Here is a 23,664-nt window from a genome sequence, read left to right as displayed (position 1 = left end):
CCATAACTTCATATCTAGAAAAAGATATTTCATATAAAAATACTGGAGGAACAGGAATATTCATGATAAATGATTCTATTAATCTGGATTTTTGTTCATTTTTCCATACACGTCTTCTTTGATATTCTGGATTGAGATTCATTGTTTCCATAATTTGAATAATATTTTGGAGAGGGTATCGTCCTTGTTCTGTAAGTATCCTTAGTTCACCATCTTGGTATTTTTGGTTGATTTGATAGTCAGTTAGTTCTAAATCATTAAAAAATTCTGGAGCAAAATTTATTTTTTCATTTGTTAAAAGCATTATTTTTTCCTTTGTAAAATAACCATTTAAAATATAAAAAGATATTAATATAAAATTATTGGTTATACTAGTTCATCATTAATTGAAGTTTCATTGTTTTTTATTTTTATTTATGCCCAAACAATCTCGTTTTCTGTGCATCGGTGGTTTCCTGAATGGAACTCAAGTCAAAGACCAAGGTGATAGCTTCGTCTGCGTCGAAAAAGGCAAAAATGTCACCTATACCAAAAAAGAAATATTTCATCCTGATTCATGGGATCATGACTATTATGTTTGTGAGACCACGACTGAGAAACAGGCAAGAAATTGGGTCTATGACATTGAGTCAAAATAATATTTAATTCAATAAGGAAAGAAATGGGTTGGCGTTATCGTGAGCCCATTTTTATAACTGTTTTAAAATATTCAGACAATAAAAAGCCCCATGGTTAGGGGCTAGTCGTATATAGGTCAAGCCCATATACTGTAAGAGGCTCATCTCAAACTAAGCGTATTAGAACACAGCAGCATGCAAATAACCATCTAAATCTGATTTAAACAGCCAATTGCTGTTCAATCACCGGCCATAAATTCTGATGCGACTTTTTAAACATCAGCATATGACCAATGGTTTTATACGCATAACTTTTAGGTCTAAGTTCAATTATCTGGGTTTTTGCGTTCGGATATAAACGCAGTAAATCTTTCACGTTGGCTTCCGTGGCAATCTCATCATCCGATGACCAGATTGAGGTAATTGGGCAGGTGACTTGAGCATGGAAGTCTGATCTAGGTGATATGAGTTTACCGACCGCATTCATCACATAACCCGGTTTACTGCAAAACAGTGCCCATTCTCGTGCCACATCTTTAGGCAGGTTTTCACCCATACCAATCGCTTGAGTCGGGCCATAGCCTTTGGTGATCCGAGCCAGTGGGAAAATGATATTAAACATGACCGGCGCAAGCAGTCTAGTTTTACCTTTAAGTCCTTTGATATGTCCGGTTGAACAAGACACGGCCACGACTTTTGCGACTTTATGATGATTTGGCACGATGCCTAAAAGCTGACCACCGGCGCTATGTCCAAGTAACGTCACTTTTTCCGTACTGGTACGCTCTAATAAAGCATCAATCGCTGCTGGAATATCCAGTTGACCCCATTGCACAATACTGGCTTTTGAATTTTTCAACGGACCGTGTAGTGAATCACCAATCCCCCGAAAATCAAAGACCATAACCGCATAGCCTTGAGCTTGTAACCAGACACAAAACTGATGATAAAACTGTTTGGTAATGCCAGTTGCCGGACAAACTAATACCGGAAGTTTTTCAGTTTCAGAAATAGCTGCATAAAAACGTGCACTTAAGCGATAGCCATCCTGACACTGGAGAGTCAATGTTTCAAATTCAGACATACGATACACTATGATTTTTATAATCCCATGAAGCTTTTACTGTATAGATTTTTAGTAGGGTAGCTTGGGGAAAACATGACTTTAAAGTCAGTCAAATAATAAACATGGAATGATCTTATGCAGTCAATGGAACTTGAGCTGGCGGTTAAAATTGCCATTATATTTAGTGGAATATTCTTGTGGGTCGGGATGTTGACCGGCGTCTGGAAATACTGGCAGATCCGTCAATCGTCTCAGTCACGTGCACATTATTATGTCGATATTGCCCATCGCAGCAGCCTGCTTTATGCACCTGCGACCTTAATTCTGGCAGTATTAGCCTATTGTTCAGTGTTGCCGAGTATGGTGAATCTGATTTGCGTACTGATCAATATTCTGTTTTTCAGCTTCTCGATTGCCGTTTATATGTTGCATGGTTTCCTGCAAGACACAACGAATCAGTTTAAACAGCCACATCAACTGGGTAAGTTTCATTTGCCAGGAAGTTTGATGACTTTCGCCATGCTGGGTTTAATTGTTGCAGAATTGGGTGGGACAGGGATTTTGCTCTATGGAGCATTTGCGGGATTATTTTAATGTTTTTTTTATATCTGAAATGATGTCGGAATGATTGAAAGTTAAAACACTTTTTTCACCAAATGGATGACTGGCCATATCATCCATCTGGGCTAATTTAAAATTTGATTATCGGTATTTCTGGTCTATGGCAGCCCACAGGAAAAACGCAGCTGAGACAATCAGTGCATAGCCAAAGTATTCAAGTTTTAAATTACCTTGAATTAAGCAATGGACGGTTAAAGTCAGCATGAGTGCAAAAGTGGTGCATATAAATGTCACCAGATTGGTGTTGTTGGCTTTAAGAGCGTCAATGAAGACTTGCTTGTTGAAATGTAATGATAACATCTCCATCCCTCCCATTTATTTATGTTATTGAAGATTAAAGCAGATTTAATCAGTCAGAATTGAATATATAGTTGTACTGTTTAATTTGGACCTTTGCAACTGCTGTGGCAGGCTTTTAAAGTCAAAATGGCCATCTTTAGTCGTATAACTACATAATCACTTGATTAGGCAAGAATTATATTTTCAGATGTCACCTCCAGTTAGTTTTGGAAATAAGATGTAGTCATCATTTAATTAATGCGACCAGATAGAAAATGCAAATTCTACGCCAAAGATATGTAGGGTTAATCAATACTTTGTAAGCCTGCGTATGACTCGGAGGGGGACTTGGTTTAAGTTAGCAACAATAGGTATCTAAAATCAGGAAATTAAAAGTTTTGTTTATATTTATATAAAAAAATAAAATAATTAAAGTGTAATTCTATACATCATATTTTATAGAAAATCTTAGTATCAAGATTTACAGCGGTGATTTGATGTCATTATTAAGAAACAATAAATGTCCGTTTGGGTAAAACCTGACAATTATTGATCACGCTCAAACCGGATTTTGGGTAAAAATACGATTTTTCAGACATCCTAGAAATTTTAGTTTCTAATGCGGTCAATCACAGCTGTAATCAGCAATACAATCATGGATGGAATAAACCAGGCCAGATTCTGTTCTGATAGAGGTAAGTTTTGCAGTAATGCAGGCAATTCAAAACCAGCAACTTTTAATCCGTCAAAAATACCAAAGATCAAGGCTACCAGGGTCACTGGCGCAATCACATGAGATGGTTTGTTGAAGAAGCTTGCACAGAAGCTCAGCATAATGACGCTAATCGCAGGCGGATAAATCGCGCTCAAGACTGGAACCGAAACGGCAATCAGTTTGGTTAAACCCAGATTTGAAATCACCAGTGAGAAGCCCACCAGAATAAATACAAAGATCTTGTATGGAATCTTGGTCAAGTTGGAGAAATACTCGGCACAGGCACAGGTCAGGCCAATTGCAGTCACCATACAGGCAATAAAAATCATGCCAGACAGGAAGTAAGCGCCCATATCGCCAAAGGCATGTTGTACATAAGCATGCAGGATGATGGCACCGTTGGCTGCATTTGGGGCAATCTCATGGCTACCCAGTCCAAGTTTAAACAGACTTAAATACACCAGAGTTAAACCAATACCAGAAATAATGCCGGCATTGACCGCATATTTGGTAATCAGTTTTTTATCCGTTACACCACGTGAAGTAATGGCTTTGACAATCACAATACCGAAAACTAAAGCACCTAAAGTATCCATGGTTAAATAACCATTTACGATGCCTTCAGTCACTGGACTGGTAACGTAATTATCGATCGCTGCAGGCGGATTGCTGGCAGGAATCATCACGGCTGCTACACCCAAAATTATCAAAGAAATAATTTTAAGCGGCGACAGGAAATAGCCGACGGTATCCAGAATCTTGTTCGGATATAAAGACACGATGGTCACTACAGCAAAATAGATGATGCTGTAAATGAGCAGACTGCCAGATTCATTGCCAAAGTAAGATGAAAAACCGATTTCATAAGAAACGGTTGCGGTACGTGGCGTCGCAAATAAAGGACCAACAGCTAAGTAACATATCACAGTCAGTAAAATGCTGGCTGCTTTGCCAAGAGGCGAGCTTAGTGCCTGAATGGAGCCTTCAACGCGAGACAATGCAATAATGGTAATCACGGGTAAGCCGACTGCTGTAATAAGGAAACCTAAAGCAGCGAGCCATACGTGTTCACCGGCTTGTTGAGCCACAATCGGTGGGAAGATAATGTTGCCCGCACCAATAAACAGTGCAAAGGTCATAAAACCTAGGGCGACAATATCCCGGGTACGCAGACTTGTCATAAAGGGAGATCAATCGACCAAAAGAAAGCGATTTTAGTGTATATGTCCAATTTTTTGGAGTTTATTTTAAGGCTGAAAGCCTTGATTCTAGTGAGTTTGTGGATCACATAACCGGTCATTCAAATCTTGGTAGAAATATATGTTTGATAATTCGCTGAAAAATATATTTTTCCTTATAAGCTCAAAAGATATCTGCACTTGGTATCAAAATATGTCAGTTATTGTTTGTACAAATAAGCAGCAGTGAAAATTCCTATTTCAAGGAAAATTGCTGTGCTGAAACTCAACAACTGCGACATATTTTGCAAAAAAGGGATTATAATTCAGGGATTCATAGTGAGGATAGGTATATGCGAGCTCCAGCGATTAGTCTTAAAACTGAGCAAGATGTTGAAAAACTGCGGATATCTGGGCGTTTGGCTGCAGAGGTTTTAGCGATGATCGGGGAGCATGTCAAGCCAGGTGTCACGACTGAATATCTGGATGATCTCTGTCATGATTTTATTGTAAATACATTAAAAGTGACGCCAGCCAATATTGGCTATTATGGCTATACCAAAACCACCTGTATTTCACCGAATGAAGTGGTTTGTCATGGCATTCCATCATCGAAAGTTATTCTGCAGGATGGCGATATTATCAATATTGATGTTGCCATTATTAAAGACGGTTATTTTGGTGACACCAGCCGGATGTACTATATCGGCACTCCATCTCCAGAAGCCAAGCGACTGGTCAATACCACTTATGAAGCTATGGTCGCCGGGATTCATGCGGTGAAGCCGGGCGCGACCCTAGGCGATATCGGCTATGCGATTCAAACTGTGGCACAACGTGAAGGCTATTCCATTGTGCGCGAATATTGCGGTCATGGCATCGGCAAAGTCTATCACGAACAGCCAAACATTCTGCATTACGGCCAGCCGGGTCAGGGCATTAAACTGGTTCCAGGCATGGTGTTTACCATTGAGCCGATGGTGAATATGGGCAAAGCCCGCGTCAAAGAGCTGAAAGATGGCTGGACTGTGGTCACCACTGATAAATCCTGGTCTGCCCAATGGGAACATATGGTCTATGTCACCGAAACCGGGTTTGAAGTCTTGTCGCCTTGGCCTGAAGGCACAGGTGATTACCCTGAGATTTAAGATATTGATTGAATGATCTTTATTAATATAATCCACTTACATAAATTACAACTCACTCGTGATTGCTGACGAAAACATACAAAACACTACATTAAACAGTGGTTTAGGATTTTATATCTGATTAAACTAAGAGTCAGATACATAGGTTCCCTTTTTTTCGCTCACTATGCTGTAGTGAAAGTTTCTCTAGCTCATTTTTCCCCAAGAATGAGCTATTTTTTTGTCCAGTTTTTCTCAAAAGCGTATCACTTAGCGCTGATTTAATTCAGCGACCAGATAATCAATAAAGACCCGGACTGCGGGCAATAAGCCGCGACGTGAAGGATAAACCACATGAAAAATACCATGCGGCGCTTTCCAGTCGGGAAGCACTCGAACCAGTTCACCACTTGCTACATACTGCTCGACCACGTTATCTGGCAACAAAGTGATGCCTGAGCCTGACGCGGCCAGTTGGGCCAGCATATTTAGGTCAGACCCCATGACGGTTGGACTGACACGGATTTTTTTCTGTTCCTGCTGTTCATTTTGTAAGGTCAGAAACTGTTCGGTATGGTCTTCGGCCATACTCAGGATTTTATGTTCAGCCAGTTGCTCAGGGGTTTTCAGTTCACCAAATTCGTTTAAGTAACCTTGACTGGCAAATAGATGCTGCTCAATTTTTTCAAACTGGCGAATCACCAGATTTGGGTCATAATCCAGACTGGAACGGACACGTAAGGCCAGATCAAAGCCTTCATTGATAATATCGACCCGTCGATTGGTGATCATCATCTGGACTTTAATTTCAGGATATTTCTTCAAGAAATCCGGCAGAATTTTTGCCAGTTCATTCTGGGCAATAGACACTGGCAGACTGACTTTAATAGTGCCGCGCGGCTCGGTACTTAGATGATCCACCAGATCATGCGCTGCCTGTGCAGCACTTAGCATGACTTGGGCATGCCGGTAAATATTCATGCCGATATCGGTCACGGCAAAATGACGCGAACTGCGCTGAATCAGACGTACACCCAGGCGCTCTTCCAGATTAAACACCCGGCGGCTGAGTTTGGATTTGGGAATATCGGTTGCGCGTTCGGCTGCACTAAAGCCGCCATGTTCCACCACCTGAGCGAAACAGTAAAAGTCATCCAGATCAGACAGCATGGTTTAATTCCATTCTTGCAACGATAAGCTGATTAAAAATTGATTGTTGCATACTGTCAATCAGAGAATGTAGTGCATAAAGATTTTAATTCGCGGATTTAAGTAAATCTAGCAGTGTTTGCATGCCATCGGTCGCGCTTTGGGTAATCTTGTGAAAATGTGCGGGTAAATGTTGCTGCTCAGCTTTCGGGTCGATGTAATAGGCCTGACAGCTCGCGGGAATCTCATGAATTAATCCGGCGACCGGATAAACCTGTAGGCTGGTGCCAATGACCACAAAAATATTGGCATCTTGTACACAGTCTTGAGCTTCTTCATACGCGGGCACAGCTTCACCAAACCAGACCACATGCGGACGTAACGGATAGCCTGCCTTACAAAAGTGTTGATTTAAATCTAATTCAGCACCTTCAATTGGATAAAACTCGGTCGTGCTTTGTGCATCGGGGCCTGAGCTTTTGGCCAGACGAATATTGCCATGTAAATGGATCACCTTGGAGCTGCCGGCACGTTCATGCAAGTCATCAATATTCTGGGTGATCACATGCACATCAAACTCATTTTCAAGATCGGCAATTAATTGATGTGCGGCATTCGGCTGTGCTTCCAGAATATTTTTACGGCGGGCATTATAAAAGCGTTGTACCAGTTGCGGATTTTTAGTCCAGGCTTCCGGTGTAGCAACCTCTTCAATCCGGTATTGTTCCCAAAGTCCATTACTGTCGCGAAAAGTATTAATGCCACTTTCGGCGCTCATGCCTGCACCGGAAAAGACCACCAGCTTTTTCATTATTCTGTCTCCTGAATCTTTAGGCAGCTGAAGTGCTAGATTGGGGATTTTCTGTTAAGAAGATGCCAAGTTCTCGGGCAAATTTTAGCGGTTCAGTCAGTAAAGGTGTATGGCCGGATTTGCTGAAAAGTATCTGTTTAGCCTGAGGTAGGCTTTCTGCAATCAGGCGCTGACCTTCAAAAGGATACAACTTGGACTGTACGCCGCTAAAGAAAGTCACCTGACAGCTGAGCTGGGCCAATGCCTTACGATAATCCTCACGATGATATAAATAATTGTTGATATACCACGCCATATAATCCACCCGGCTGGAAGGCAATAACAGACTTTGCAGGCGCGGTTGATTTAGGATGAATTCGAAAGCTTTCAGACTATATTTTTGTTCATTTTGTAGCTGAATAAACTTTAGCCATAGGGCAGCGATTTGTTTACGTACCGAAACGTCAAGATCGCGGATCAATTCAACTTGCCGATATTGTGCAAGTAGGGCAGAGAGCTGCTGCAGGATGTCGATAAATTCCTGATGACGTGGGCCAAAAAGACCAAAAGCCCAGGCATCATCGACCGGAATTTTAGGGGTTTGATCAATATGCAAATAAGCAGAAATCTGACTGGCAAAGTTGTCATAATGCATGCTGTGCATCGCCGTGGTTGCACCCATGGAATATGCAATGACGATGACTTGATCTAATTCTAGCTGGATCAGAACTGAACGCACATCCAGCCAGTGACTTGAAATTGCATCAAGATTTTGCGGAATTTTACAGCGACTGGAAGCCCCAAAGCCGCGCCATTCCGGAATAATGAAACGGAAATTTTTCTGATGCGGATAGAGGAAAGCTTGCCATTGCCAGCTCAGCATGCCGAGTCCCGAGAGTACCAGTACCGGCTGTCCCTGACCGTATTCGCGTACAAACAGCCGTTCACCATCGGGCATGCGATAAAAGGGCATGTGTGTCTCCGTATTTAGAGTTATTTTGCGTCAAATTGTTTGAGTCGCGGAATGACCTGTTCCAGCCAGGAAATCCAGCCCAGTTCCTGATCAATTCCGAGTTGCAAAATCATTTTATGAATATACAGGGTGCGGTCAGTTTCGTCAGCGTGAGCAAAGTCCTTGGTAAAAATCTGCTGATAGGTTTTCAGTTTTTCTTTATGCAGTTCCAGATGGCGTTCCAGCTCTGCCAAGGTGTTATTGCCACCGAGCTGGGCTTCGGCACGCAAACGTACCATCAGCTCTTCACGCAGTTGTGCCGGTGGGCTCTGTTGCAACATCCAGTTGGCCAGTTCTTCCCGACCCAGACGTTCTACCTGATAAGTCTTTTTGCGGCTATTGGAGTCTTCCTCTTCTATCGTCGAAATCCAGCCTTTTTGCAGCATGGCATTCAGCTCGCGATAAATCTGCTGATGAGTTGCATTCCAGAAGAAGCCCATGGAGCGGTCAAAACGGCGGGCCAGTTCGATTCCGGTACTGGGTTTTTCAATCAGGCTGGTCAATAAAACATGCGCTAAAGACATAAACGTCTCAAAAAGTGACTCGGGATTATTATGCAACATGTTGCATAAAAATCAATTCTGGCATATAAATTAGTGCAACAAGTTGCATTAAACTGGATAGATTGAGGGATCAAACTGCCAGTTTCTAAAACAATAGCCGGCCTAAACGCACGCTCAGGAGTTGAAATGTCTAAATATCCGAATTTACTTGCCCCATTGAACTTGGGTTTTACCACGCTTAAAAACCGCGTGTTAATGGGTTCCATGCACGTTGGTCTGGAAGAAGCACCCGGCGGATATGATCGGATGGCAGCTTTCTATGCAGAGCGAGCCAAAGGTGGAGTCGCTTTAATTGTCACCGGCGGGATTTCTCCAAATGATCATGGGGTGACGTTTCATGGCGGTTCCAAACTTGACACTCTTGAAGAAGCTGAAAAGCATAAGGTAATTACCCAGGCCGTACATGAGGCAGGCGGGAAAATTGCCATGCAGATTCTGCATACCGGACGTTATTCTTATCAGGCTGAAAATGTCGCGCCATCCCCAATTCAGGCACCGATTAATCCAGTCAAGCCGCATGCTTTAACTTCGGCTGAAGTGCAACAAACCATTGATGATTTTGCCAATTGTGCCAAGCTGGCTCAATATGCCGGTTATGACGGTGTAGAAATCATGGGCTCGGAAGGCTATCTGATTAACGAGTTTATTGCAGCACGTACCAACCATCGTGATGATGAATGGGGTGGTAGTTACGAAAACCGTATTCGTTTTCCGCTTGAAATTGTACGCCGTACCCGTGAAATGGTCGGTGAGAACTTTATTATCATCTATCGTCTGTCTATGCTGGATCTGGTCGAAGGCGGGTCAAGTCTGGAGGAAGTCATCCGGTTAGCCAAAGAAATTGAAAAAGCCGGTGCGACCATTATCAATACCGGCATTGGCTGGCATGAAGCGCGTATTCCGACCATTGCCACCAAAGTGCCTCGTGCAGCCTTCACCTGGGTCACGCGTAAGCTGAAAGGTCAGGTGAAGATTCCTTTAATCACTTCAAACCGTATTAATACCCCGGAAATGGCTGAGTATGTATTGGCGTCTGGTGATGCTGATATGATTTCTATGGCCCGTCCAATGTTGGCAGACTCTGAGTTTGTCCTGAAAGCGGAGCAGGGTCGTAGTGATGAGATCAATACCTGTATCGGTTGTAATCAGGCCTGTCTGGATCATATTTTTTCGATGAAAATTGCCACCTGTCTGGTCAATCCACGTGCCTGCTATGAAACAGAACTAATTTTTAAAGAAACCAATGTGGCAAAAAATATTGCCGTGATTGGTGCGGGTCCTGCAGGTTTAAGCTTTGCTGTATATGCGGCAAATCGCGGTCATCAGGTGACGGTATTCGAAGCTTCGGCACAGATCGGTGGGCAGTTTAATATTGCCAAGACCATTCCAGGCAAGGAGGAGTTTTATGAAACTTTGCGCTACTTCAAACGCCAGATCGAATTACAGCCACGTATCAAATTGCAACTGAATCATAAGGCGAGTCTGGAAGAACTGGCTCAGTCAAACTTTGATGATATTGTGGTGGCAACAGGAGTGACGCCACGTCAGCTTGAGATTCCAGGCATTGATCATGCAAAAGTACTGTCTTATCTGGACGTTTTGAAAGAACGTAAGCCAGTAGGTCAGCGAGTTGCCATTATTGGTGCAGGCGGTATTGGTTTTGATACAGCCGAATTCCTGAGCCATGAAGGGGAAAGTGGCAGCATCAATCCAGAAAAATTTTATGATGAATGGGGCATTGATACTGACTATGAAAATGTCGGTGGCTTAAAAGCTGCAAATGTAGAAAAACCGCAACGTGAAATTTATTTACTGCAGCGTAAAGCTGCTTCAGTCGGCGCGAGTTTGGGTAAAACCACAGGCTGGATTCATCGTACCGGTTTAAAACACCGTGACGTAAAAATGATTGCTGGCGCCAATTATGAAAAAATTGACGATCAGGGCTTACATATAGTCGTAAATGACAAGCCTGCTGTGTTGGAAGTCGATCATGTGATCATTTGTGCCGGTCAGGAGTCTTATACCGCCATGTTTGATGAGCTAAAAGCGGCTGGTAAAAATGTGCATCTGATTGGTGGAGCGAAAGAAGCGGGTGAGCTGGATGCCAAGCGTGCCATCCGTCAGGGTGCTGAATTGGCGGCGGTGATCTGAAAATATTAAAACTTGCTTTTTTCCCCTCTCCTTTATTAAAGGAGAGGATTTGTAAGAAAGAATCCCCCTAACTCCCTTTAATAAAGGGGGAATTCTGTCAATTAAAAGAAAGAAGTATTTAAGCTTTTATTAAAAAATATCAGAAAGAAGGAATCCAAAATGACCATCGAAAATACCAGAAAATCCATTGCACGCTGGCATGAGATGCTAGAAAGTCGTGATATGTCGATCTTGAGTGAGCTGCTTGCTGAAGAGGTTGTATTTCGTTCACCCGTAGCGTTTCAGCCTTATCCTGGAAAACAGGTGGTATTTTTTATTTTGACCAATGTCATTCAAGTCTTTGAAAACTTCACTTATCACCGTGAATTTATAAGTGAAGATGGTAACAATGTCGTACTTGAGTTTTCTGCCAATGTGGGCGATAAAAAACTAAAGGGAGTTGACATGATTCAGTTTAATGAAGAGGGTCAGATGATTGATTTTGAAGTCATGATCCGACCTAAGTCCGGACTTGAAGCCTTGGCTGTACAGATGGGCCAGCGGATGCAATCATTCCAAGCTAAAACTTAATTCGAACTATTGATTCAAGTCGGCATGAAATTTGTAAATCACAGCTAGTAGAACTAGAGGGGGATGACAGATGAAAATGTTGCTTAAAAAATTGGGTCAGCTTTCCAGTGAATATCTGGATCGTTTCAGTGGAGCAGACGAGCCGACCCTGTATTACAATCCGAATGGTGTATTTTCAGGACTCATTGAACGTTTACCGCAGCTGCAACAAAAATATCGTCCTACGCCTTGGTTAGCCAATGCACATGCACATATTCTGTATTTCGATTTAATTAAAAAACGTACCATTAAGCTGAAATATGATGCGCTTGAACAGCTGAAAATGTCAGATGGTGGAATTACCGGTATTGCCTGGTATGGATTGGATCTTCCGGCAAGCACGCCAACCATTGTATTACTGCATACCATTACCGGTTCTCCTGAATCGATGCGTGAACTGGTTCGTGATCTGTATAAACATACCGGTTGGCGTGTGGCGTTGTGTTTACGCCGTGGCCATGCTGACTTACCCATGCCTGTGCCTAAAATGAACCTGTTTGGTTCAACTCAGGATCTACGTGAACAGCTCTTGTATATACAGGATAGATTTCCTCAGTCCGATCTCTATGGGGTTGGCTCTTCTGCGGGAACAGGATTGTTGGTGCGTTATCTGGGTGAGGAAGGTGAACAAACCCCATTAAAAGCAGCTTTTGCTTTATGTCCTGGCTATAACACTGAAACCGGTTTTGCCAATGTGCATCCGTTTTACAGTAAAGTTATGGCCAAAAAACTGATTAAGCGCTTTATTCATCCTTATCAGGAAACCTGGCAGGTCTGCCCAAGCTGGAAACAGTTATTAGAGGTTAAAGATCTTTCCGAATTTGAACGACTATATTTTGAGCTAGCCGGATTTGCGGATTATGCCAGTTATACCCAAGCAACAAATCCGATTTATGTGTTTGAAAGTGTCAAAATCCCACTGATGATTTTAAATGCGGAGGATGATCCGGTGTGTCACATTCGAAATTTAGAACCTTATAAAGAAAAAATTCGGTCGATGTCCAATATTATGGTAATTACCACCAAAAAAGGCAGTCATTGCGGCTTTTATCAGGGCTTGATGCAAACCGAATCTTGGGCTACCCGACTAATGGCAGATTATTTGATTCACTTATCTCGTGCACCGGCAACAGTATCTGCTTAAAAAGTTCCAATAAAAAACCCAGCATCTGCTGGGTTTTTTTGATGAATGATCCTGTAATCAGTCAAGTGCTGGAATCGCTGCGGCAATCGCGTCAGCAACCGCATCATCCTCAGACTTGTTTTCTGGATTTGAATTGGTTTTAGGTGCTGTCGCAGCAGGCTTTGAGGCAGGTTCTTCGCTGGTTTCAGGCACTGGTGCCGGCTCAGTGGTTTCTGGCTTTTTGATTTCACGACGAATTTCGGTCGTGGTGTTTTCAGTTTGCTCACGTTGAATTTCAACCGTTGGCGCTACTTCCTCTTCAATTGCCGTTGGCTCTACAGGTTCAAGCGGTTCAAATTGCGTTGGTTCTGGAGTCGAGATTTCAGATGCTGGAGTAACTTCTACTTGTTCTTCTTCTTTTGGTGCTTCTTTTTTTACACACGCAGTTAATGTCAGGCCAGTCAGGATTAGGGTGGAGATTAAAAGTTTCTTTATCATCATTGCATCAAACATAAAAGTGTGGAGGGGATACACTATTATAGCAGCAAAATGCAAGATAGAAATCATATGAACTTACTGTAATTTTTTATAGGAATTGCTGTTAGAATAGTCAATTGTTTATTGTTCTTTGAATTGATGCGGATTGACTTTGCTTTCTAGGTACAAGGTAAAGTAAAATTGCGCAACATTGCAGGCCGATTTAGGCTCGATTGTACGAGAAACCCAATGACCCATTTTATTTTCGTTACTGGTGGTGTAGTTTCATCACTAGGTAAAGGTATTTCAGCTGCTTCTGTTGCTGCACTTTTAGAAGCTCGTGGTTTAAAAGTGACCATGGTAAAAATGGATCCATACATTAATGTCGATCCAGGGACAATGAGCCCATTCCAGCATGGTGAAGTTTTTGTTACAGAAGATGGTGCTGAAACAGACTTAGACTTGGGTTACTACGAACGTTTCTTGCGTCGTGCGAAAATGACCAAACTGAATAACTTCACATCAGGTCGTGTTTACCAGGATGTTCTGAACAAAGAACGTCGTGGTGACTACCTGGGTGGTACTGTGCAAGTTATTCCACACATTACTGACAATATCAAAGAGCGTGTACTTCGTGCAGGCGAAGGTTATGACGTTGCGATCGTAGAGATCGGCGGTACTGTAGGTGACATTGAATCTCTCCCATTCATGGAATCTGTACGTCAGTTAATGGTTGAACTTGGTCATAAACGTACTATGTTAATGCACTTAACGTTACTCCCATACATTAAGTCTGCAGCAGAATTAAAAACCAAACCAACACAGCACTCTGTTAAGGAACTCCTGTCGATTGGTATTCAGCCAGACATTCTCATCTGCCGTACAGAATATGATGTAGATGCTGATACTACGCGTAAGATTGCATTGTTTACCAACGTTGAAGCACGTGCCGTTGTGGTATGCAAAGACGCACGTTCAATCTACCAGATTCCACGTACATTCTACGAACAAAATGTTGATGATTTAATCTGTGAACGTTTTGGTTATAACGATCTTCCTGAAGCTGATCTAACCGATTGGGATAACGTTGTAGAAGCATTACTGAACCCTGAATACACCGTACGTGTTGCAATGGTCGGTAAATACGTTGAACTTCCAGATGCCTATAAATCTGTAAACGAAGCACTTCTGCATGCGGGTATTCAAAACCGTGTGAAAGTTCAGATTGACTACGTAAACGCTGAAGAGCTTGAAAGCCAAGATGTAGCAGAAGTATTGAAAGATGCTGATGCGATTCTGGTTCCAGGTGGTTTCGGTGAGCGCGGTACTGAAGGCAAAATGAAGGCGATTCAATTCGCACGTGAGAACGGTGTGCCGTTCCTCGGTATTTGCTTGGGTATGCAGTTGGCTGTGATCGAATATGCACGCAATGTTGCCGGTATTGCAGACGCGACTTCGACTGAATTTAACCGTTCAACCAAATCTCCATTAATTGGTTTAATTACTGAATGGTTAGATGAGCGCGGTGAAGTTCAGCAGCGTTCTGCTGATTCTGATCTGGGCGGAACGATGCGTTTAGGCGCGCAAAAATCTGAACTGGTTGCAGGGACTAAAACTGCAGAAGTTTATGGTTCTGAAGAAATCATCGAGCGTCACCGTCACCGTTACGAGATGAACAACCGTTATATCCCAGTGCTGGAAGAAAAAGGCATGAAGATTTCTGGTTATTCTCCGGTACAGCATCTGGTAGAAACTGTTGAAATTCCTGCACATCCTTGGTTTATTGCAGTACAATTCCACCCAGAATTCACCAGCTCACCACGTGATGGTCACCCGTTGTTTGCAGGTTTCATTGATGCTGCGAAAAAGCAGTACCAAAAAACCAAATAATCGGTGCGTAGGACACAACTAGGGAAGTTTAAATGTCGCAATTAAAACCACAAGAAATTGTACGTTTGGGCGATATACAAATGGCAAATCATTTGCCATTTGTATTATTCGGCGGAATGAATGTACTTGAATCTAAAGACCTGGCTTTTGAAATCGCAGAGACTTACGTTGATATCTGCACACGTTTGGGTATTCCTTATGTGTTCAAAGCCAGCTTTGATAAAGCCAACCGTTCAAGCCTGAACTCTTTCCGTGGCCCTGGCCTGGAAAAAGGTCTCGAGTGGTTAGCTGACATTAAAAAACACTTTAATGTGCCGATCATCACCGATGTGCATGAGCCGTATCAAGCGGCTCCTGTTGCAGAAGTGGCAGACATTATTCAATTGCCAGCCTTCTTGAGCCGTCAGACGGATCTTGTTGAAGCGATGGCAAAAACGGATGCCATCATCAACATCAAAAAAGCTCAGTTCCTTGCACCACACGAAATGCGTCATATTCTGCATAAGTGTCTGGAAGCTGGAAATGACAAGCTGATCATTTGTGAACGTGGTTCGGCATTTGGCTATAACAACCTGGTTGTAGACATGCTGGGCTTCGACATCATGAAAGAGATGAATGTCCCGGTGTTCTTTGATGTGACCCATGCCTTGCAAACCCCAGGAGGCCGTGCAGATTCTGCCGGTGGTCGTCGTGCGCAAATTACAACGCTTGCGCGTGCAGGTATGGCAACGGGTCTTGCAGGTTTATTCTTAGAAGCACATCCAGATCCGGAAAAAGCCAAGTGTGATGGTCCATGTGCGCTGCGCATGTCTCAGCTTGAGCCTTTCCTGGCACAGCTAAAAGAATTGGATACCTTGGTCAAAGGTTTCGAAAAGTTAGATACACACTGAGTTTATCACTCTTGCGCTGCCGTATAGGCAGCTCATATTAATCAACTGAGGAATAGTTCATGAGCCAAATCGTTGACATTCGTGCACGTGAAATTTTGGACTCTCGTGGTAACCCTACCATCGAAGCAGACGTAATCTTAGCATCTGGCGTAGTTGGCCGTGCATGTGCACCATCTGGTGCTTCAACTGGTTCTCGTGAAGCTTTAGAACTTCGTGACGGCGACAAATCACGTTACTTAGGTAAAGGCGTTAAAACTGCGGTTAACAACGTAAACACTTTAATTCGTGATGCGTTAGTTGGCAAATCAGTATTCGAACAAAAAGACATCGATAACACGATGATCGCGCTTGACGGTACTGAAAACAAAGAAAAATTAGGTGCAAATGCAACTTTGGCAGTGTCTTTGGCTGCTGCGCGCGCTGCTGCTGAAGAAAAGAAAATTCCTCTTTTCCAATACATCGCAGATCTTCGCGGTCAAACGATTTTGACGATGCCTGTACCAATGATGAACATCATCAATGGTGGTTCACATGCAGACAACAACGTCGATATTCAAGAGTTTATGATTGAGCCAGTAGGCTTCACTTCATTCTCTGAAGCACTACGTGCCGGTGCTGAAATCTTCCATTCACTTAAATCAGTATTAAACAAAAAAGGTTTAAACACTGCGGTAGGTGATGAAGGTGGTTTTGCACCGAACTTACGTTCTAACGAAGAAGCGATCACGGTTATTCTTGAAGCAATTGGTCAAACTGGTTACAAAGCAGGTTCTGACATCATGCTTGCACTTGACTGTGCATCTTCAGAATTCTACAAAAATGGTCAGTACATTCTTGCGGGCGAAGGCAACAAAGCGTTCACAAGCAACCAGTTCTCTGACTATTTGGCAGGTCTTGTAAACCAGTACCCAATTATCTCGATTGAAGATGGTCTGGACGAATCTGACTGGGAAGGCTGGTCTTACCTGACTTCAATTCTTGGCGACAAGATCCAGTTGGTAGGTGATGACCTGTTCGTGACTAACCCTAAAATCCTGCAACGTGGTATCAACGAAAAAGTTGGTAACTCGATTCTGATTAAATACAACCAGATCGGTACGTTGACTGAAACTTTAGATGCCATCTATCTTGCGAAAGAAAATGGTTACTCTACTGTGATTTCACACCGTTCAGGCGAAACTGAAGATTCAACGATTGCTGATCTTGCAGTAGGTACAGCAGCAGGTCAAATCAAGACTGGTTCACTTTGCCGTTCTGACCGTGTAGCGAAATATAATCAATTACTTCGTATTGAAGAATTGACTAATGCTGCATATCGCGGTAAAGCTGAGTTCAAAGGTTTGAACTAAGCGACTTATGTCAATGTTAAATGTATTCGACTCGACTGTGAGTAAAGTACTGTTGGGCCTTGCGATCATTTTGATCGCAGGGTTTCAATATTTATACTGGTTTGGTGAAGGTGGTTATCATGATCATCAGCAACTGACCCAGAAAATCCAGCAACAAATGGAATTGAATGATGAGCTGAAAGAGCGTAATCGCGTTCTGGCGGCAGAAGTTTATGATTTGAAGAATGGTATTGAAGCCATCGAAGAACATGCGCGTTTAGATCTTGGTCTGATTAAGCCACGCGAAACTTTTATTCAAATGAGCACGATCAGTACTCAATATAAACCGATCTATCTTAATCCTAATTCTAAAGTAGACCTGCGAACCAATGAGTCAGCTGAAGCACCAACCACACCCTAAACTTTGGGTCATTCTTCCAGCGGCAGGTTCCGGTAGCCGTTTCTCCAAAACAGAACTGAAACAATATCAGATGATTCAAGAGCGAACTGTTCTTGAACATACGGTGGCTCGTCTGAATCAACTGCCTTTGACTGGTTATGTCCTGGTGATTGGTGAACAGGACAACGTGGCGAAAACACTGCCATTTTCCAGGCTGGAGAAAGCCCATTTTTGTCTGGGCGGTGCAGAGCGGGTGAATTCGGTGCTGAACGCACTGAACTATTTATCTCAAATCGCTTCTGAAGATGACTGGGTGCTGGTCCATGATGCGGCGCGTCCGTGTGTCAGTCAGGATTGTCTGCAACAGTTGGTCAATATGGCGATTACAAAGGATCAGGCTGCGATTCTGGCCATCCCGGTGCGAGATACACTTAAGCGTGTAGTAACCAATTTTGATATTGAGGAAACAGTGGATCGCTCGATGCTCTGGCAGGCACAAACGCCACAAATGGCGAAACTGGGAGTCTTAAAGCGTGCTATTCAACAGGCATTGAAAGATGGTGCGATCATTACCGATGAAGCCAGCGCACTGGAGCATATTGGTGAGCCGGTGAGTGTAGTACAAGGGCGTTCCGATAATATTAAAATTACCTATCCAGATGATCTGGAACTAGCTAAGCTGATTTTACAGGCTCAGGCTTAAAAATATATTCAAATAATATTTAAATAAAAGCAGAATAAATCTGGCTATAGCGATCTATTCGCTATAGCTTTCACTTATAATTTTGCCATCATTCTTTTTCACCTTTTGGCCAATGATACCTTCACAGCAGTATCGGTTTTTACGTCATTCTTTGCGTGATGGACGTAGTATTAACCCGCAAGATTCATCACGATGGACCAAGTTGCACCTTGATCCCTGGTTATTGTGCTTTCTCGTTCTTAATGCAATCTTGGGTTTAATGGTGGTGTATAGTGCGACCTCTGAAGACTCTGGGATGGTGATTCGTCAGGCCATCAGTTTTGGGATTGGTTTTGTGCTGCTGTTTATCTGTGCGCAGGTTCCACCGAAAGTCTATCAGGCGATTAGTCCATACCTGTATGCCTTCGGGATCTTCATGCTGCTTCTTGTCTTTGTAATTGGTGAAAAACGCTTGGGTGCAACGCGCTGGATTACTTTACCTGGAATTGGCAGTATGCAGCCCAGTGAAGTGATGAAATTTGCCATGCCTTTGATGATGGCCTGGTATTTTGCACGTAAGCCGTTTCCTCCCAAATTTTTGCATATTGTCGGGGCTTTGATTTTATTGGGCATACCATTTGTTTTGGTGGCACTGCAGCCTGACTTGAATATTGGTTTGGTGATTCCTGGTATTTTTGTTTTATTCTTGAGTGGCATGTCGTGGCGTCTGATTGGCGGTGCGGCGGCAGCACTGGCCGTGGCAGCACCCGTTGCATGGATGTTCGTACTACAAGAGTATCAAAAGAAACGTATTACTACGCTGTTTGATCCGGAATCGGATGCCTTGGGTGCAGGCTGGAATATTATCCAGTCCAAAATTGCCATTGGTTCAGGCGGTTCCACGGGCAAAGGCTATACCGAAGGTACCCAATCACATTTAGGTTATCTTCCTGAACATCATACCGACTTTATTATGTCGACTTATGCCGAAGAATTTGGTTTTATCGGTGTTTTCCTGCTGTTTAGTTTATTCACCGCCATTATTATTCGCTGTCTGATGATTGGTTTAAACAGCTTTCATAACTTTGGCCGTTTATATGCTGGAGCCATGGGACTGACTTTCTTCTTTTTTGTATTTCTAAACTCAGGCATGGTCAGCGGGATTTTACCTGTGACGGGAGATCCATTGCCGCTGATGAGTTATGGCGGAACGGCGGTGATTTCCATGCTGGCCGGGATGGGAATTGTGATGTCGATTCATACTCATCGATAAATCATTCTAAAAGTTGGACTTGTTCCGGCTTTTTATACACTTAAAATAAGTTGTCTTAGAAATCCTGTTTTGGTCAGAAGAAAAAAGAAGAATACTTTAGAATTCGTATGAAATTAAAAAAGCCCTCACGTGAGGGCTTTTTTAATTTCATACTTTAACTGAGGAACCAGGTGTAATAGCCCCAGATCATTAAAGGCCATGCCAGAAATGGACTGAACAGCCATTTCCAGAACCAGTGGCGAGGTACAAAACCGACACCGTGTACAAAGCCTCCAGAAATACCAATCATGATATACATCATGGCACTATGACTATACTCACCGTTGGCATCCAGCATTGCAGCTGGATGAACCAATAACACTGCTGCGAGAGGAAAGGCCAGAAGGCAGGAAATCATCATCGCAAATTTATTCGGTTTTCGATCAACAATCTGGGTTTCCATCGCAACATCTGTCATGTTTTATTCCTCATCCAGGTCTTGGTGTTGTTCCATGTAAATTGCAGCAATCACACTGGCAAAACACGCCATCAGTACACCTAGAATCCAGGCAAAATACCACATAATTTTGTCTCCTTAGCACACCGCCTTAATACAGGCTGTGTGAATTATCTTCAATGTGTTTGTTGGTAATCACAGCCCACATCTTGTAATAACACCAAGTGGTATAGATCAGGATTAGTGGAACAAAGATACCTGCCGCAACGGTCATCACGGTTAAGGTATTTTTACTGGATACGGCATCCCACATGGTGAGGCTGACTGTCGGATTCAGGCTAGATGGCATCAGGAACGGGAACAGGGCAAAACCCGCAGTCAGGATTGCACCGATGACTGCTAGAGATGAACCCAGAAAGCTTAGGCCAGCCTTGTTTTTGCCTGCGGCCAGTACAATGATGAATCCGCCCAGAATGCCGGCAATAGGCGCTGCCATCGTGATTGGATAAGTCGAGTAGTTGTTCATCCAGCCTGGATTGGCATTGGTCAGCACTTCTTTGGCTAATGGATTGGCCACACCATTGGTATCAAAAGGCATCACCAGGCTATAACCTTGAATACCACCAAAGTACAGCCAAGCGCCTGCAGCCAGGAAAGTAACCAGATAAACCAGACCCATGATTTGCGTTGCTTTGGCAGAACGTTGGCGTAGGTCACCATCAGTACGCAGCATTAACCATGCACCACCATGTGCACACAGCATCGATAAACTGACCAGACCGCACACAATCGCAAATGGATTCAGTAGGGCAAAGAAACTTCCTGTGTAGGTAGAACGTACAGTTTCATCCAAGGTAAAAGGCACACCGAGGAACATATTACCGAACGCTACACCAAAGACTAATGCCGGAACTGCACCACCAATGGCCAAACCCCAGTCCCAGGAATTACGCCATTTGGTATTTTCCAGTTTAGAGCGGTAATCAAAGCCGACCGGACGTAAGAATAAGGCAAATAGTACCAGTAATAATGCCCAATACATGCCAGAGAAAGCTGTTGCATAAACCATTGGCCAGGCAGCAAATAAAGCACCCCCGGCAGTAATGAACCAGACCTGGTTACCGTCCCAGTGTGGAGCAATGGTATTGATCGCTGCACGGCGTTCACTATCATTTTTGCCCACAAATGGCATGATCGCCATGGAGCCCATATCGAAGCCATCGGTGAGGGCAAAGCCAATCAGCAATACGCCGACCAGCACCCACCAAATGATTTTTAATAATTCATATTCGATCATGCGTGAGTCTCCCCATTTGCCTTCTCTGCAGCTGCAAGCTTTTCAAAATGGTATTTACCGGTATGTAGTGAGCTTGGGCCAAGACGTGAGAACTTGATCATCAGATACATCTCAATAATCAGTAACACGGTATAGAACGCTGCCAATGCAAGGATCGAACCCCATACATCGCCTGTGCTTAAGCTTGATGCTGAAAGATGCGTCGGTAATACCTCACCAATGGTCCAAGGTTGACGACCTACTTCTGCTACATACCAGCCGGTTTGGGCAGCAATCCAAGGCAGAGGAAGTGCAAATAATGCAAATTTCAATAACCATGGTTTGTTTTCAGCATTGCGTTTTGCGACCGCAAAAGTTGCCAGTGCAAATAGAAGCAACATCAGGAAGCCGGAAGCCACCATGGCACGGAATGCCCAGAACAGGCTTGGTACGTGTGGAATGGTATCTTTAGCAGCTGCTTTGATTTGCTCATCAGAGGCATCCACGACATTTGGCGTATATTTTTTCAAAAGCAGACCGTAGCCTAAGTCTTTTTGGATTTCTTCAAAAGCTGCTTTCAGTTCTGGAGACTGATCACCAGCACGTAATTTTTCCAGTTGCGAATATGCCACCATACCATTGCGGATACGCGCTTCGTGCTGAACCAGCAGGTCTTTAATACCCGTGACTTGTTCAGTCGTAGAGCGTGTAGCAATCAGACCCATCACATAAGGAATTTTCACTGCATAATCTGTAGTCATGGTTTCCTTATTCGGAATCCCGAACAAAGTAAATGGTGCAGGTGCAGGGTGGGTATCCCATTCTGCTTCAATCGCTGCCAGTTTGGTTTTCTGTACATCACCCAGCTCATAACCTGATTCATCACCCAGTAAAATCACCGAAAGTGTAGAAGCAAGCCCGAAGATGGCTGCAATGGCAAAAGAACGTCGTGCAAAAGGCAGGTCACGTTTTTTCAGCATGTAGAAACTTGAAATGGCCAGTACGAAGATGGCACCTGTGACATAACCGGCAGATACGGTATGCACAAATTTAACCTGAGCGACCGGGTTAAAGATCAGTGCAGCAAAGTCCACCATTTCCATACGCATGGTTTCATAGTTAAATGCCGAACCGACCGGGTTTTGCATCCAGCCATTGGCGACCAGAATCCAGAGTGCGGACATGTTCGAGCCTAAAGCCACCAGCCAGGTCACTGCCAGATGTTGCACTTTGGACAGGCGATCCCAACCAAAGAAGAACAAGCCAATAAATGTCGATTCAAGGAAGAAGGCCATCAAACCTTCAATTGCCAGCGGTGCACCGAAAATATCACCGACATAATGCGAGTAATAAGCCCAGTTGGTTCCGAACTGGAACTCCATGGTCAGGCCTGTGGTTACCCCTAAGGCAAAGTTAATACCAAACAGTTTTCCCCAGAACTTGGTCATGTCTTTATAGATTTCTTTGCCGGAAATCACATAGGTGGTTTCCATAATGGCAAGCAGAAATGCTAGACCTAGCGTCAGTGGAACAAAAATAAAGTGATACATCGCGGTCATAGCGAACTGGAACCGCGAGAGATCGACCACGCTTTCAGAAATCATCAACGTGTCTCCTGGATTTGGGAAGGATTGCCGGCGATACGCTCGGCGACTTGGTTATCAAAATTTTTAGGAATCGTAGGCGCATCAAACCAGATATTTTTAATTATCATGAGTAAAATAACCTTGATAATTAAAATAGCAGTTATTTCTCTAACCACTTTCTGGTTTAGATTTTTGGGAACTAAGCTCATTCGACTAAGCCTATTATATGACTTGTTATATATTATTAATCTATTGTAACTAAAAAATAAATAGACGATATAGTTTAAATAAATATATATTTATAAACATTTGAAAATACTAGATATATATTTATATTAGTTAAAATTTATTCTAAATATTTTTTATTATTTTATGTAATTTTATTGGTTTTTAAATCCGACTAAAAAGCTTATATTTATATATTTG

Annotated in this window: 26 protein-coding genes; 12 read left to right on the top strand and 14 right to left on the bottom strand. The window is 43.1% G+C overall.

The window, feature by feature from the left end:
- On the bottom strand, positions 1 to 304 hold a 304-nt coding region (locus tag WAK81_RS05960; RefSeq protein WP_422196092.1), incomplete at its 3' end, for a DUF262 domain-containing protein.
- 112 nt (positions 305 to 416) lie between these two features.
- Here WAK81_RS05960 and WAK81_RS05955 point away from each other — a divergent pair.
- A complete protein-coding gene (locus tag WAK81_RS05955) occupies positions 417 to 638 on the top strand; it encodes a hypothetical protein (protein WP_422196091.1) in 222 nt (73 codons plus the stop codon).
- 199 nt (positions 639 to 837) lie between these two features.
- On the opposite strand, the gene WAK81_RS05950 is transcribed toward WAK81_RS05955, so the two are convergent.
- Positions 838 to 1,701 carry an alpha/beta fold hydrolase gene (locus WAK81_RS05950; protein WP_422196090.1) on the bottom strand — a complete coding sequence of 288 codons (864 nt, stop codon included), beginning with the start codon at positions 1,699 to 1,701 and terminating at the stop codon, positions 838 to 840.
- Positions 1,702 to 1,818: 117 nt separating this feature from the next.
- Between WAK81_RS05950 and WAK81_RS05945 the strand changes: the two genes are divergently transcribed.
- Complete coding sequence (locus WAK81_RS05945; RefSeq protein ID WP_422196089.1) at positions 1,819 to 2,277, top strand: hypothetical protein; 459 nt, start codon at positions 1,819 to 1,821, stop codon at positions 2,275 to 2,277.
- Between the two features lie 108 nt (positions 2,278 to 2,385).
- On the opposite strand, the gene WAK81_RS05940 is transcribed toward WAK81_RS05945, so the two are convergent.
- Positions 2,386 to 2,604: a hypothetical protein gene (locus WAK81_RS05940; protein ID WP_004645284.1), complete on the bottom strand. Its 219-nt coding sequence runs from the start codon at positions 2,602 to 2,604 to the stop codon at positions 2,386 to 2,388.
- A 588-nt stretch (positions 2,605 to 3,192) separates the two neighbouring features.
- Positions 3,193 to 4,479 carry a branched-chain amino acid transport system II carrier protein gene (gene brnQ / locus WAK81_RS05935; protein ID WP_422196088.1) on the bottom strand — a complete coding sequence of 429 codons (1,287 nt, stop codon included), beginning with the start codon at positions 4,477 to 4,479 and terminating at the stop codon, positions 3,193 to 3,195.
- 350 nt (positions 4,480 to 4,829) lie between these two features.
- Between brnQ and map the strand changes: the two genes are divergently transcribed.
- Positions 4,830 to 5,624 carry a type I methionyl aminopeptidase gene (gene map / locus WAK81_RS05930; RefSeq protein WP_422196087.1) on the top strand — a complete coding sequence of 265 codons (795 nt, stop codon included), beginning with the start codon at positions 4,830 to 4,832 and terminating at the stop codon, positions 5,622 to 5,624.
- A 249-nt stretch (positions 5,625 to 5,873) separates the two neighbouring features.
- Here the strand turns inward: map and WAK81_RS05925 are convergent, their stop codons facing one another.
- The 4 genes from WAK81_RS05925 to WAK81_RS05910 form a co-directional block, all read right to left on the bottom strand.
- Positions 5,874 to 6,773, bottom strand: coding sequence for a LysR family transcriptional regulator (locus WAK81_RS05925; RefSeq protein WP_422196086.1), 900 nt, complete (start codon positions 6,771 to 6,773; stop codon positions 5,874 to 5,876).
- Between the two features lie 85 nt (positions 6,774 to 6,858).
- A complete protein-coding gene (locus tag WAK81_RS05920) occupies positions 6,859 to 7,563 on the bottom strand; it encodes an SIR2 family NAD-dependent protein deacylase (protein ID WP_422196085.1) in 705 nt (234 codons plus the stop codon).
- Positions 7,564 to 7,582: 19 nt separating this feature from the next.
- Entirely contained in the window at positions 7,583 to 8,515 is a 933-nt protein-coding gene (locus tag WAK81_RS05915; RefSeq protein ID WP_422196084.1) for an alpha/beta fold hydrolase, read from the bottom strand.
- A 20-nt stretch (positions 8,516 to 8,535) separates the two neighbouring features.
- On the bottom strand, positions 8,536 to 9,078 hold the full coding sequence (locus tag WAK81_RS05910; protein WP_422196083.1) for a PadR family transcriptional regulator: 543 nt from the start codon (positions 9,076 to 9,078) through the stop codon (positions 8,536 to 8,538).
- 165 nt (positions 9,079 to 9,243) lie between these two features.
- On the opposite strand from WAK81_RS05910, the gene WAK81_RS05905 reads away from it, so the two are divergent.
- From WAK81_RS05905 to WAK81_RS05895, 3 genes are all read left to right on the top strand, one after another.
- Complete coding sequence (locus WAK81_RS05905) at positions 9,244 to 11,268, top strand: FAD-dependent oxidoreductase (protein WP_422196082.1); 2,025 nt, start codon at positions 9,244 to 9,246, stop codon at positions 11,266 to 11,268.
- Between the two features lie 159 nt (positions 11,269 to 11,427).
- Positions 11,428 to 11,838, top strand: coding sequence for a nuclear transport factor 2 family protein (locus tag WAK81_RS05900; RefSeq protein WP_422196081.1), 411 nt, complete (start codon positions 11,428 to 11,430; stop codon positions 11,836 to 11,838).
- Between the two features lie 70 nt (positions 11,839 to 11,908).
- Positions 11,909 to 13,021, top strand: a complete 1,113-nt coding sequence (locus WAK81_RS05895) for a YheT family hydrolase (RefSeq protein WP_422196080.1) — start codon at positions 11,909 to 11,911, stop codon at positions 13,019 to 13,021.
- Between the two features lie 57 nt (positions 13,022 to 13,078).
- Here WAK81_RS05895 and WAK81_RS05890 read toward each other — a convergent pair whose 3' ends face one another.
- A complete protein-coding gene (locus WAK81_RS05890) occupies positions 13,079 to 13,498 on the bottom strand; it encodes a hypothetical protein (RefSeq protein WP_422196079.1) in 420 nt (139 codons plus the stop codon).
- A gap of 228 nt (positions 13,499 to 13,726) precedes the next feature.
- Between WAK81_RS05890 and WAK81_RS05885 the strand changes: the two genes are divergently transcribed.
- From WAK81_RS05885 to rodA, 6 genes are all read left to right on the top strand, one after another.
- Positions 13,727 to 15,367 (top strand): CTP synthase, encoded by a 1,641-nt coding sequence (locus WAK81_RS05885; RefSeq protein WP_005100051.1) that lies wholly within the window; start codon positions 13,727 to 13,729, stop codon positions 15,365 to 15,367.
- 32 nt (positions 15,368 to 15,399) lie between these two features.
- A complete protein-coding gene (gene kdsA / locus WAK81_RS05880) occupies positions 15,400 to 16,257 on the top strand; it encodes a 3-deoxy-8-phosphooctulonate synthase (protein ID WP_004278721.1) in 858 nt (285 codons plus the stop codon).
- A 59-nt stretch (positions 16,258 to 16,316) separates the two neighbouring features.
- On the top strand, positions 16,317 to 17,606 hold the full coding sequence (eno, locus tag WAK81_RS05875) for a phosphopyruvate hydratase (protein ID WP_422196078.1): 1,290 nt from the start codon (positions 16,317 to 16,319) through the stop codon (positions 17,604 to 17,606).
- A 7-nt stretch (positions 17,607 to 17,613) separates the two neighbouring features.
- Positions 17,614 to 18,006 carry a septum formation initiator family protein gene (locus WAK81_RS05870; RefSeq protein ID WP_422196077.1) on the top strand — a complete coding sequence of 131 codons (393 nt, stop codon included), beginning with the start codon at positions 17,614 to 17,616 and terminating at the stop codon, positions 18,004 to 18,006.
- Complete coding sequence (ispD, locus tag WAK81_RS05865; RefSeq protein ID WP_422196076.1) at positions 17,975 to 18,688, top strand: 2-C-methyl-D-erythritol 4-phosphate cytidylyltransferase; 714 nt, start codon at positions 17,975 to 17,977, stop codon at positions 18,686 to 18,688. Before WAK81_RS05870 ends, ispD begins: the two co-directional genes overlap by 32 nt.
- Positions 18,689 to 18,800: 112 nt before the next feature.
- The gene (gene rodA, locus WAK81_RS05860; protein ID WP_422196075.1) at positions 18,801 to 19,940 is read left to right on the top strand and encodes a rod shape-determining protein RodA; all 1,140 of its coding nucleotides are present in this window, start codon (positions 18,801 to 18,803) and stop codon (positions 19,938 to 19,940) included.
- 154 nt (positions 19,941 to 20,094) lie between these two features.
- Here the strand turns inward: rodA and WAK81_RS05855 are convergent, their stop codons facing one another.
- The 5 genes from WAK81_RS05855 to cydP are packed head-to-tail and all read right to left on the bottom strand — an operon-like array spanning position 20,095 to position 23,447.
- Positions 20,095 to 20,397 carry a cyd operon YbgE family protein gene (locus tag WAK81_RS05855; protein WP_422196074.1) on the bottom strand — a complete coding sequence of 101 codons (303 nt, stop codon included), beginning with the start codon at positions 20,395 to 20,397 and terminating at the stop codon, positions 20,095 to 20,097.
- Between the two features lie 3 nt (positions 20,398 to 20,400).
- Positions 20,401 to 20,502 (bottom strand): cytochrome bd-I oxidase subunit CydX, encoded by a 102-nt coding sequence (cydX, locus tag WAK81_RS05850; RefSeq protein ID WP_004278713.1) that lies wholly within the window; start codon positions 20,500 to 20,502, stop codon positions 20,401 to 20,403.
- 25 nt (positions 20,503 to 20,527) lie between these two features.
- Positions 20,528 to 21,673, bottom strand: a complete 1,146-nt coding sequence (gene cydB / locus WAK81_RS05845) for a cytochrome d ubiquinol oxidase subunit II (protein WP_422196073.1) — start codon at positions 21,671 to 21,673, stop codon at positions 20,528 to 20,530.
- Positions 21,670 to 23,256, bottom strand: a complete 1,587-nt coding sequence (locus WAK81_RS05840) for a cytochrome ubiquinol oxidase subunit I (RefSeq protein WP_422196072.1) — start codon at positions 23,254 to 23,256, stop codon at positions 21,670 to 21,672. The genes cydB and WAK81_RS05840 overlap by 4 nt, the downstream gene beginning before the upstream one ends.
- Entirely contained in the window at positions 23,256 to 23,447 is a 192-nt protein-coding gene (gene cydP / locus WAK81_RS05835) for a cytochrome oxidase putative small subunit CydP (protein WP_005170617.1), read from the bottom strand. Before cydP ends, WAK81_RS05840 begins: the two co-directional genes overlap by 1 nt.
- Positions 23,448 to 23,664: the final 217 nt, after the last annotated feature.

Origin of the sequence: Acinetobacter sp. (genome assembly GCF_049284435.1) — a bacterium.
GTDB lineage: Bacteria > Pseudomonadota > Gammaproteobacteria > Pseudomonadales > Moraxellaceae > Acinetobacter.
Note: the sequence above shows the minus strand (reverse complement) of the source record. Positions and strands in the feature narration are given on the sequence as shown.

What these genes read in the sequence shown, in the direction of transcription:
- WAK81_RS05955 (WP_422196091.1), top strand. Translation starts at nt 417, where the DNA reads ATGCCCAAACAATCTCGTTTTCTGTGCATCGGTGGTTTCCTGAATGGA.
- WAK81_RS05950 (WP_422196090.1), bottom strand. Translation starts at nt 1,701, where the DNA reads ATGTCTGAATTTGAAACATTGACTCTCCAGTGTCAGGATGGCTATCGC.
- WAK81_RS05945 (WP_422196089.1), top strand. Translation starts at nt 1,819, where the DNA reads ATGCAGTCAATGGAACTTGAGCTGGCGGTTAAAATTGCCATTATATTT.
- WAK81_RS05940 (WP_004645284.1), bottom strand. Translation starts at nt 2,604, where the DNA reads ATGTTATCATTACATTTCAACAAGCAAGTCTTCATTGACGCTCTTAAA.
- brnQ (WP_422196088.1), bottom strand. Translation starts at nt 4,479, where the DNA reads ATGACAAGTCTGCGTACCCGGGATATTGTCGCCCTAGGTTTTATGACC.
- map (WP_422196087.1), top strand. Translation starts at nt 4,830, where the DNA reads ATGCGAGCTCCAGCGATTAGTCTTAAAACTGAGCAAGATGTTGAAAAA.
- WAK81_RS05925 (WP_422196086.1), bottom strand. Translation starts at nt 6,773, where the DNA reads ATGCTGTCTGATCTGGATGACTTTTACTGTTTCGCTCAGGTGGTGGAA.
- WAK81_RS05920 (WP_422196085.1), bottom strand. Translation starts at nt 7,563, where the DNA reads ATGAAAAAGCTGGTGGTCTTTTCCGGTGCAGGCATGAGCGCCGAAAGT.
- WAK81_RS05915 (WP_422196084.1), bottom strand. Translation starts at nt 8,515, where the DNA reads ATGCCCTTTTATCGCATGCCCGATGGTGAACGGCTGTTTGTACGCGAA.
- WAK81_RS05910 (WP_422196083.1), bottom strand. Translation starts at nt 9,078, where the DNA reads ATGTCTTTAGCGCATGTTTTATTGACCAGCCTGATTGAAAAACCCAGT.
- WAK81_RS05905 (WP_422196082.1), top strand. Translation starts at nt 9,244, where the DNA reads ATGTCTAAATATCCGAATTTACTTGCCCCATTGAACTTGGGTTTTACC.
- WAK81_RS05900 (WP_422196081.1), top strand. Translation starts at nt 11,428, where the DNA reads ATGACCATCGAAAATACCAGAAAATCCATTGCACGCTGGCATGAGATG.
- WAK81_RS05895 (WP_422196080.1), top strand. Translation starts at nt 11,909, where the DNA reads ATGAAAATGTTGCTTAAAAAATTGGGTCAGCTTTCCAGTGAATATCTG.
- WAK81_RS05890 (WP_422196079.1), bottom strand. Translation starts at nt 13,498, where the DNA reads ATGATAAAGAAACTTTTAATCTCCACCCTAATCCTGACTGGCCTGACA.
- WAK81_RS05885 (WP_005100051.1), top strand. Translation starts at nt 13,727, where the DNA reads ATGACCCATTTTATTTTCGTTACTGGTGGTGTAGTTTCATCACTAGGT.
- kdsA (WP_004278721.1), top strand. Translation starts at nt 15,400, where the DNA reads ATGTCGCAATTAAAACCACAAGAAATTGTACGTTTGGGCGATATACAA.
- eno (WP_422196078.1), top strand. Translation starts at nt 16,317, where the DNA reads ATGAGCCAAATCGTTGACATTCGTGCACGTGAAATTTTGGACTCTCGT.
- WAK81_RS05870 (WP_422196077.1), top strand. Translation starts at nt 17,614, where the DNA reads ATGTCAATGTTAAATGTATTCGACTCGACTGTGAGTAAAGTACTGTTG.
- ispD (WP_422196076.1), top strand. Translation starts at nt 17,975, where the DNA reads ATGAGTCAGCTGAAGCACCAACCACACCCTAAACTTTGGGTCATTCTT.
- rodA (WP_422196075.1), top strand. Translation starts at nt 18,801, where the DNA reads ATGATACCTTCACAGCAGTATCGGTTTTTACGTCATTCTTTGCGTGAT.
- WAK81_RS05855 (WP_422196074.1), bottom strand. Translation starts at nt 20,397, where the DNA reads ATGACAGATGTTGCGATGGAAACCCAGATTGTTGATCGAAAACCGAAT.
- cydX (WP_004278713.1), bottom strand. Translation starts at nt 20,502, where the DNA reads ATGTGGTATTTTGCCTGGATTCTAGGTGTACTGATGGCGTGTTTTGCC.
- cydB (WP_422196073.1), bottom strand. Translation starts at nt 21,673, where the DNA reads ATGATCGAATATGAATTATTAAAAATCATTTGGTGGGTGCTGGTCGGC.
- WAK81_RS05840 (WP_422196072.1), bottom strand. Translation starts at nt 23,256, where the DNA reads ATGATTTCTGAAAGCGTGGTCGATCTCTCGCGGTTCCAGTTCGCTATG.
- cydP (WP_005170617.1), bottom strand. Translation starts at nt 23,447, where the DNA reads ATGAGCTTAGTTCCCAAAAATCTAAACCAGAAAGTGGTTAGAGAAATA.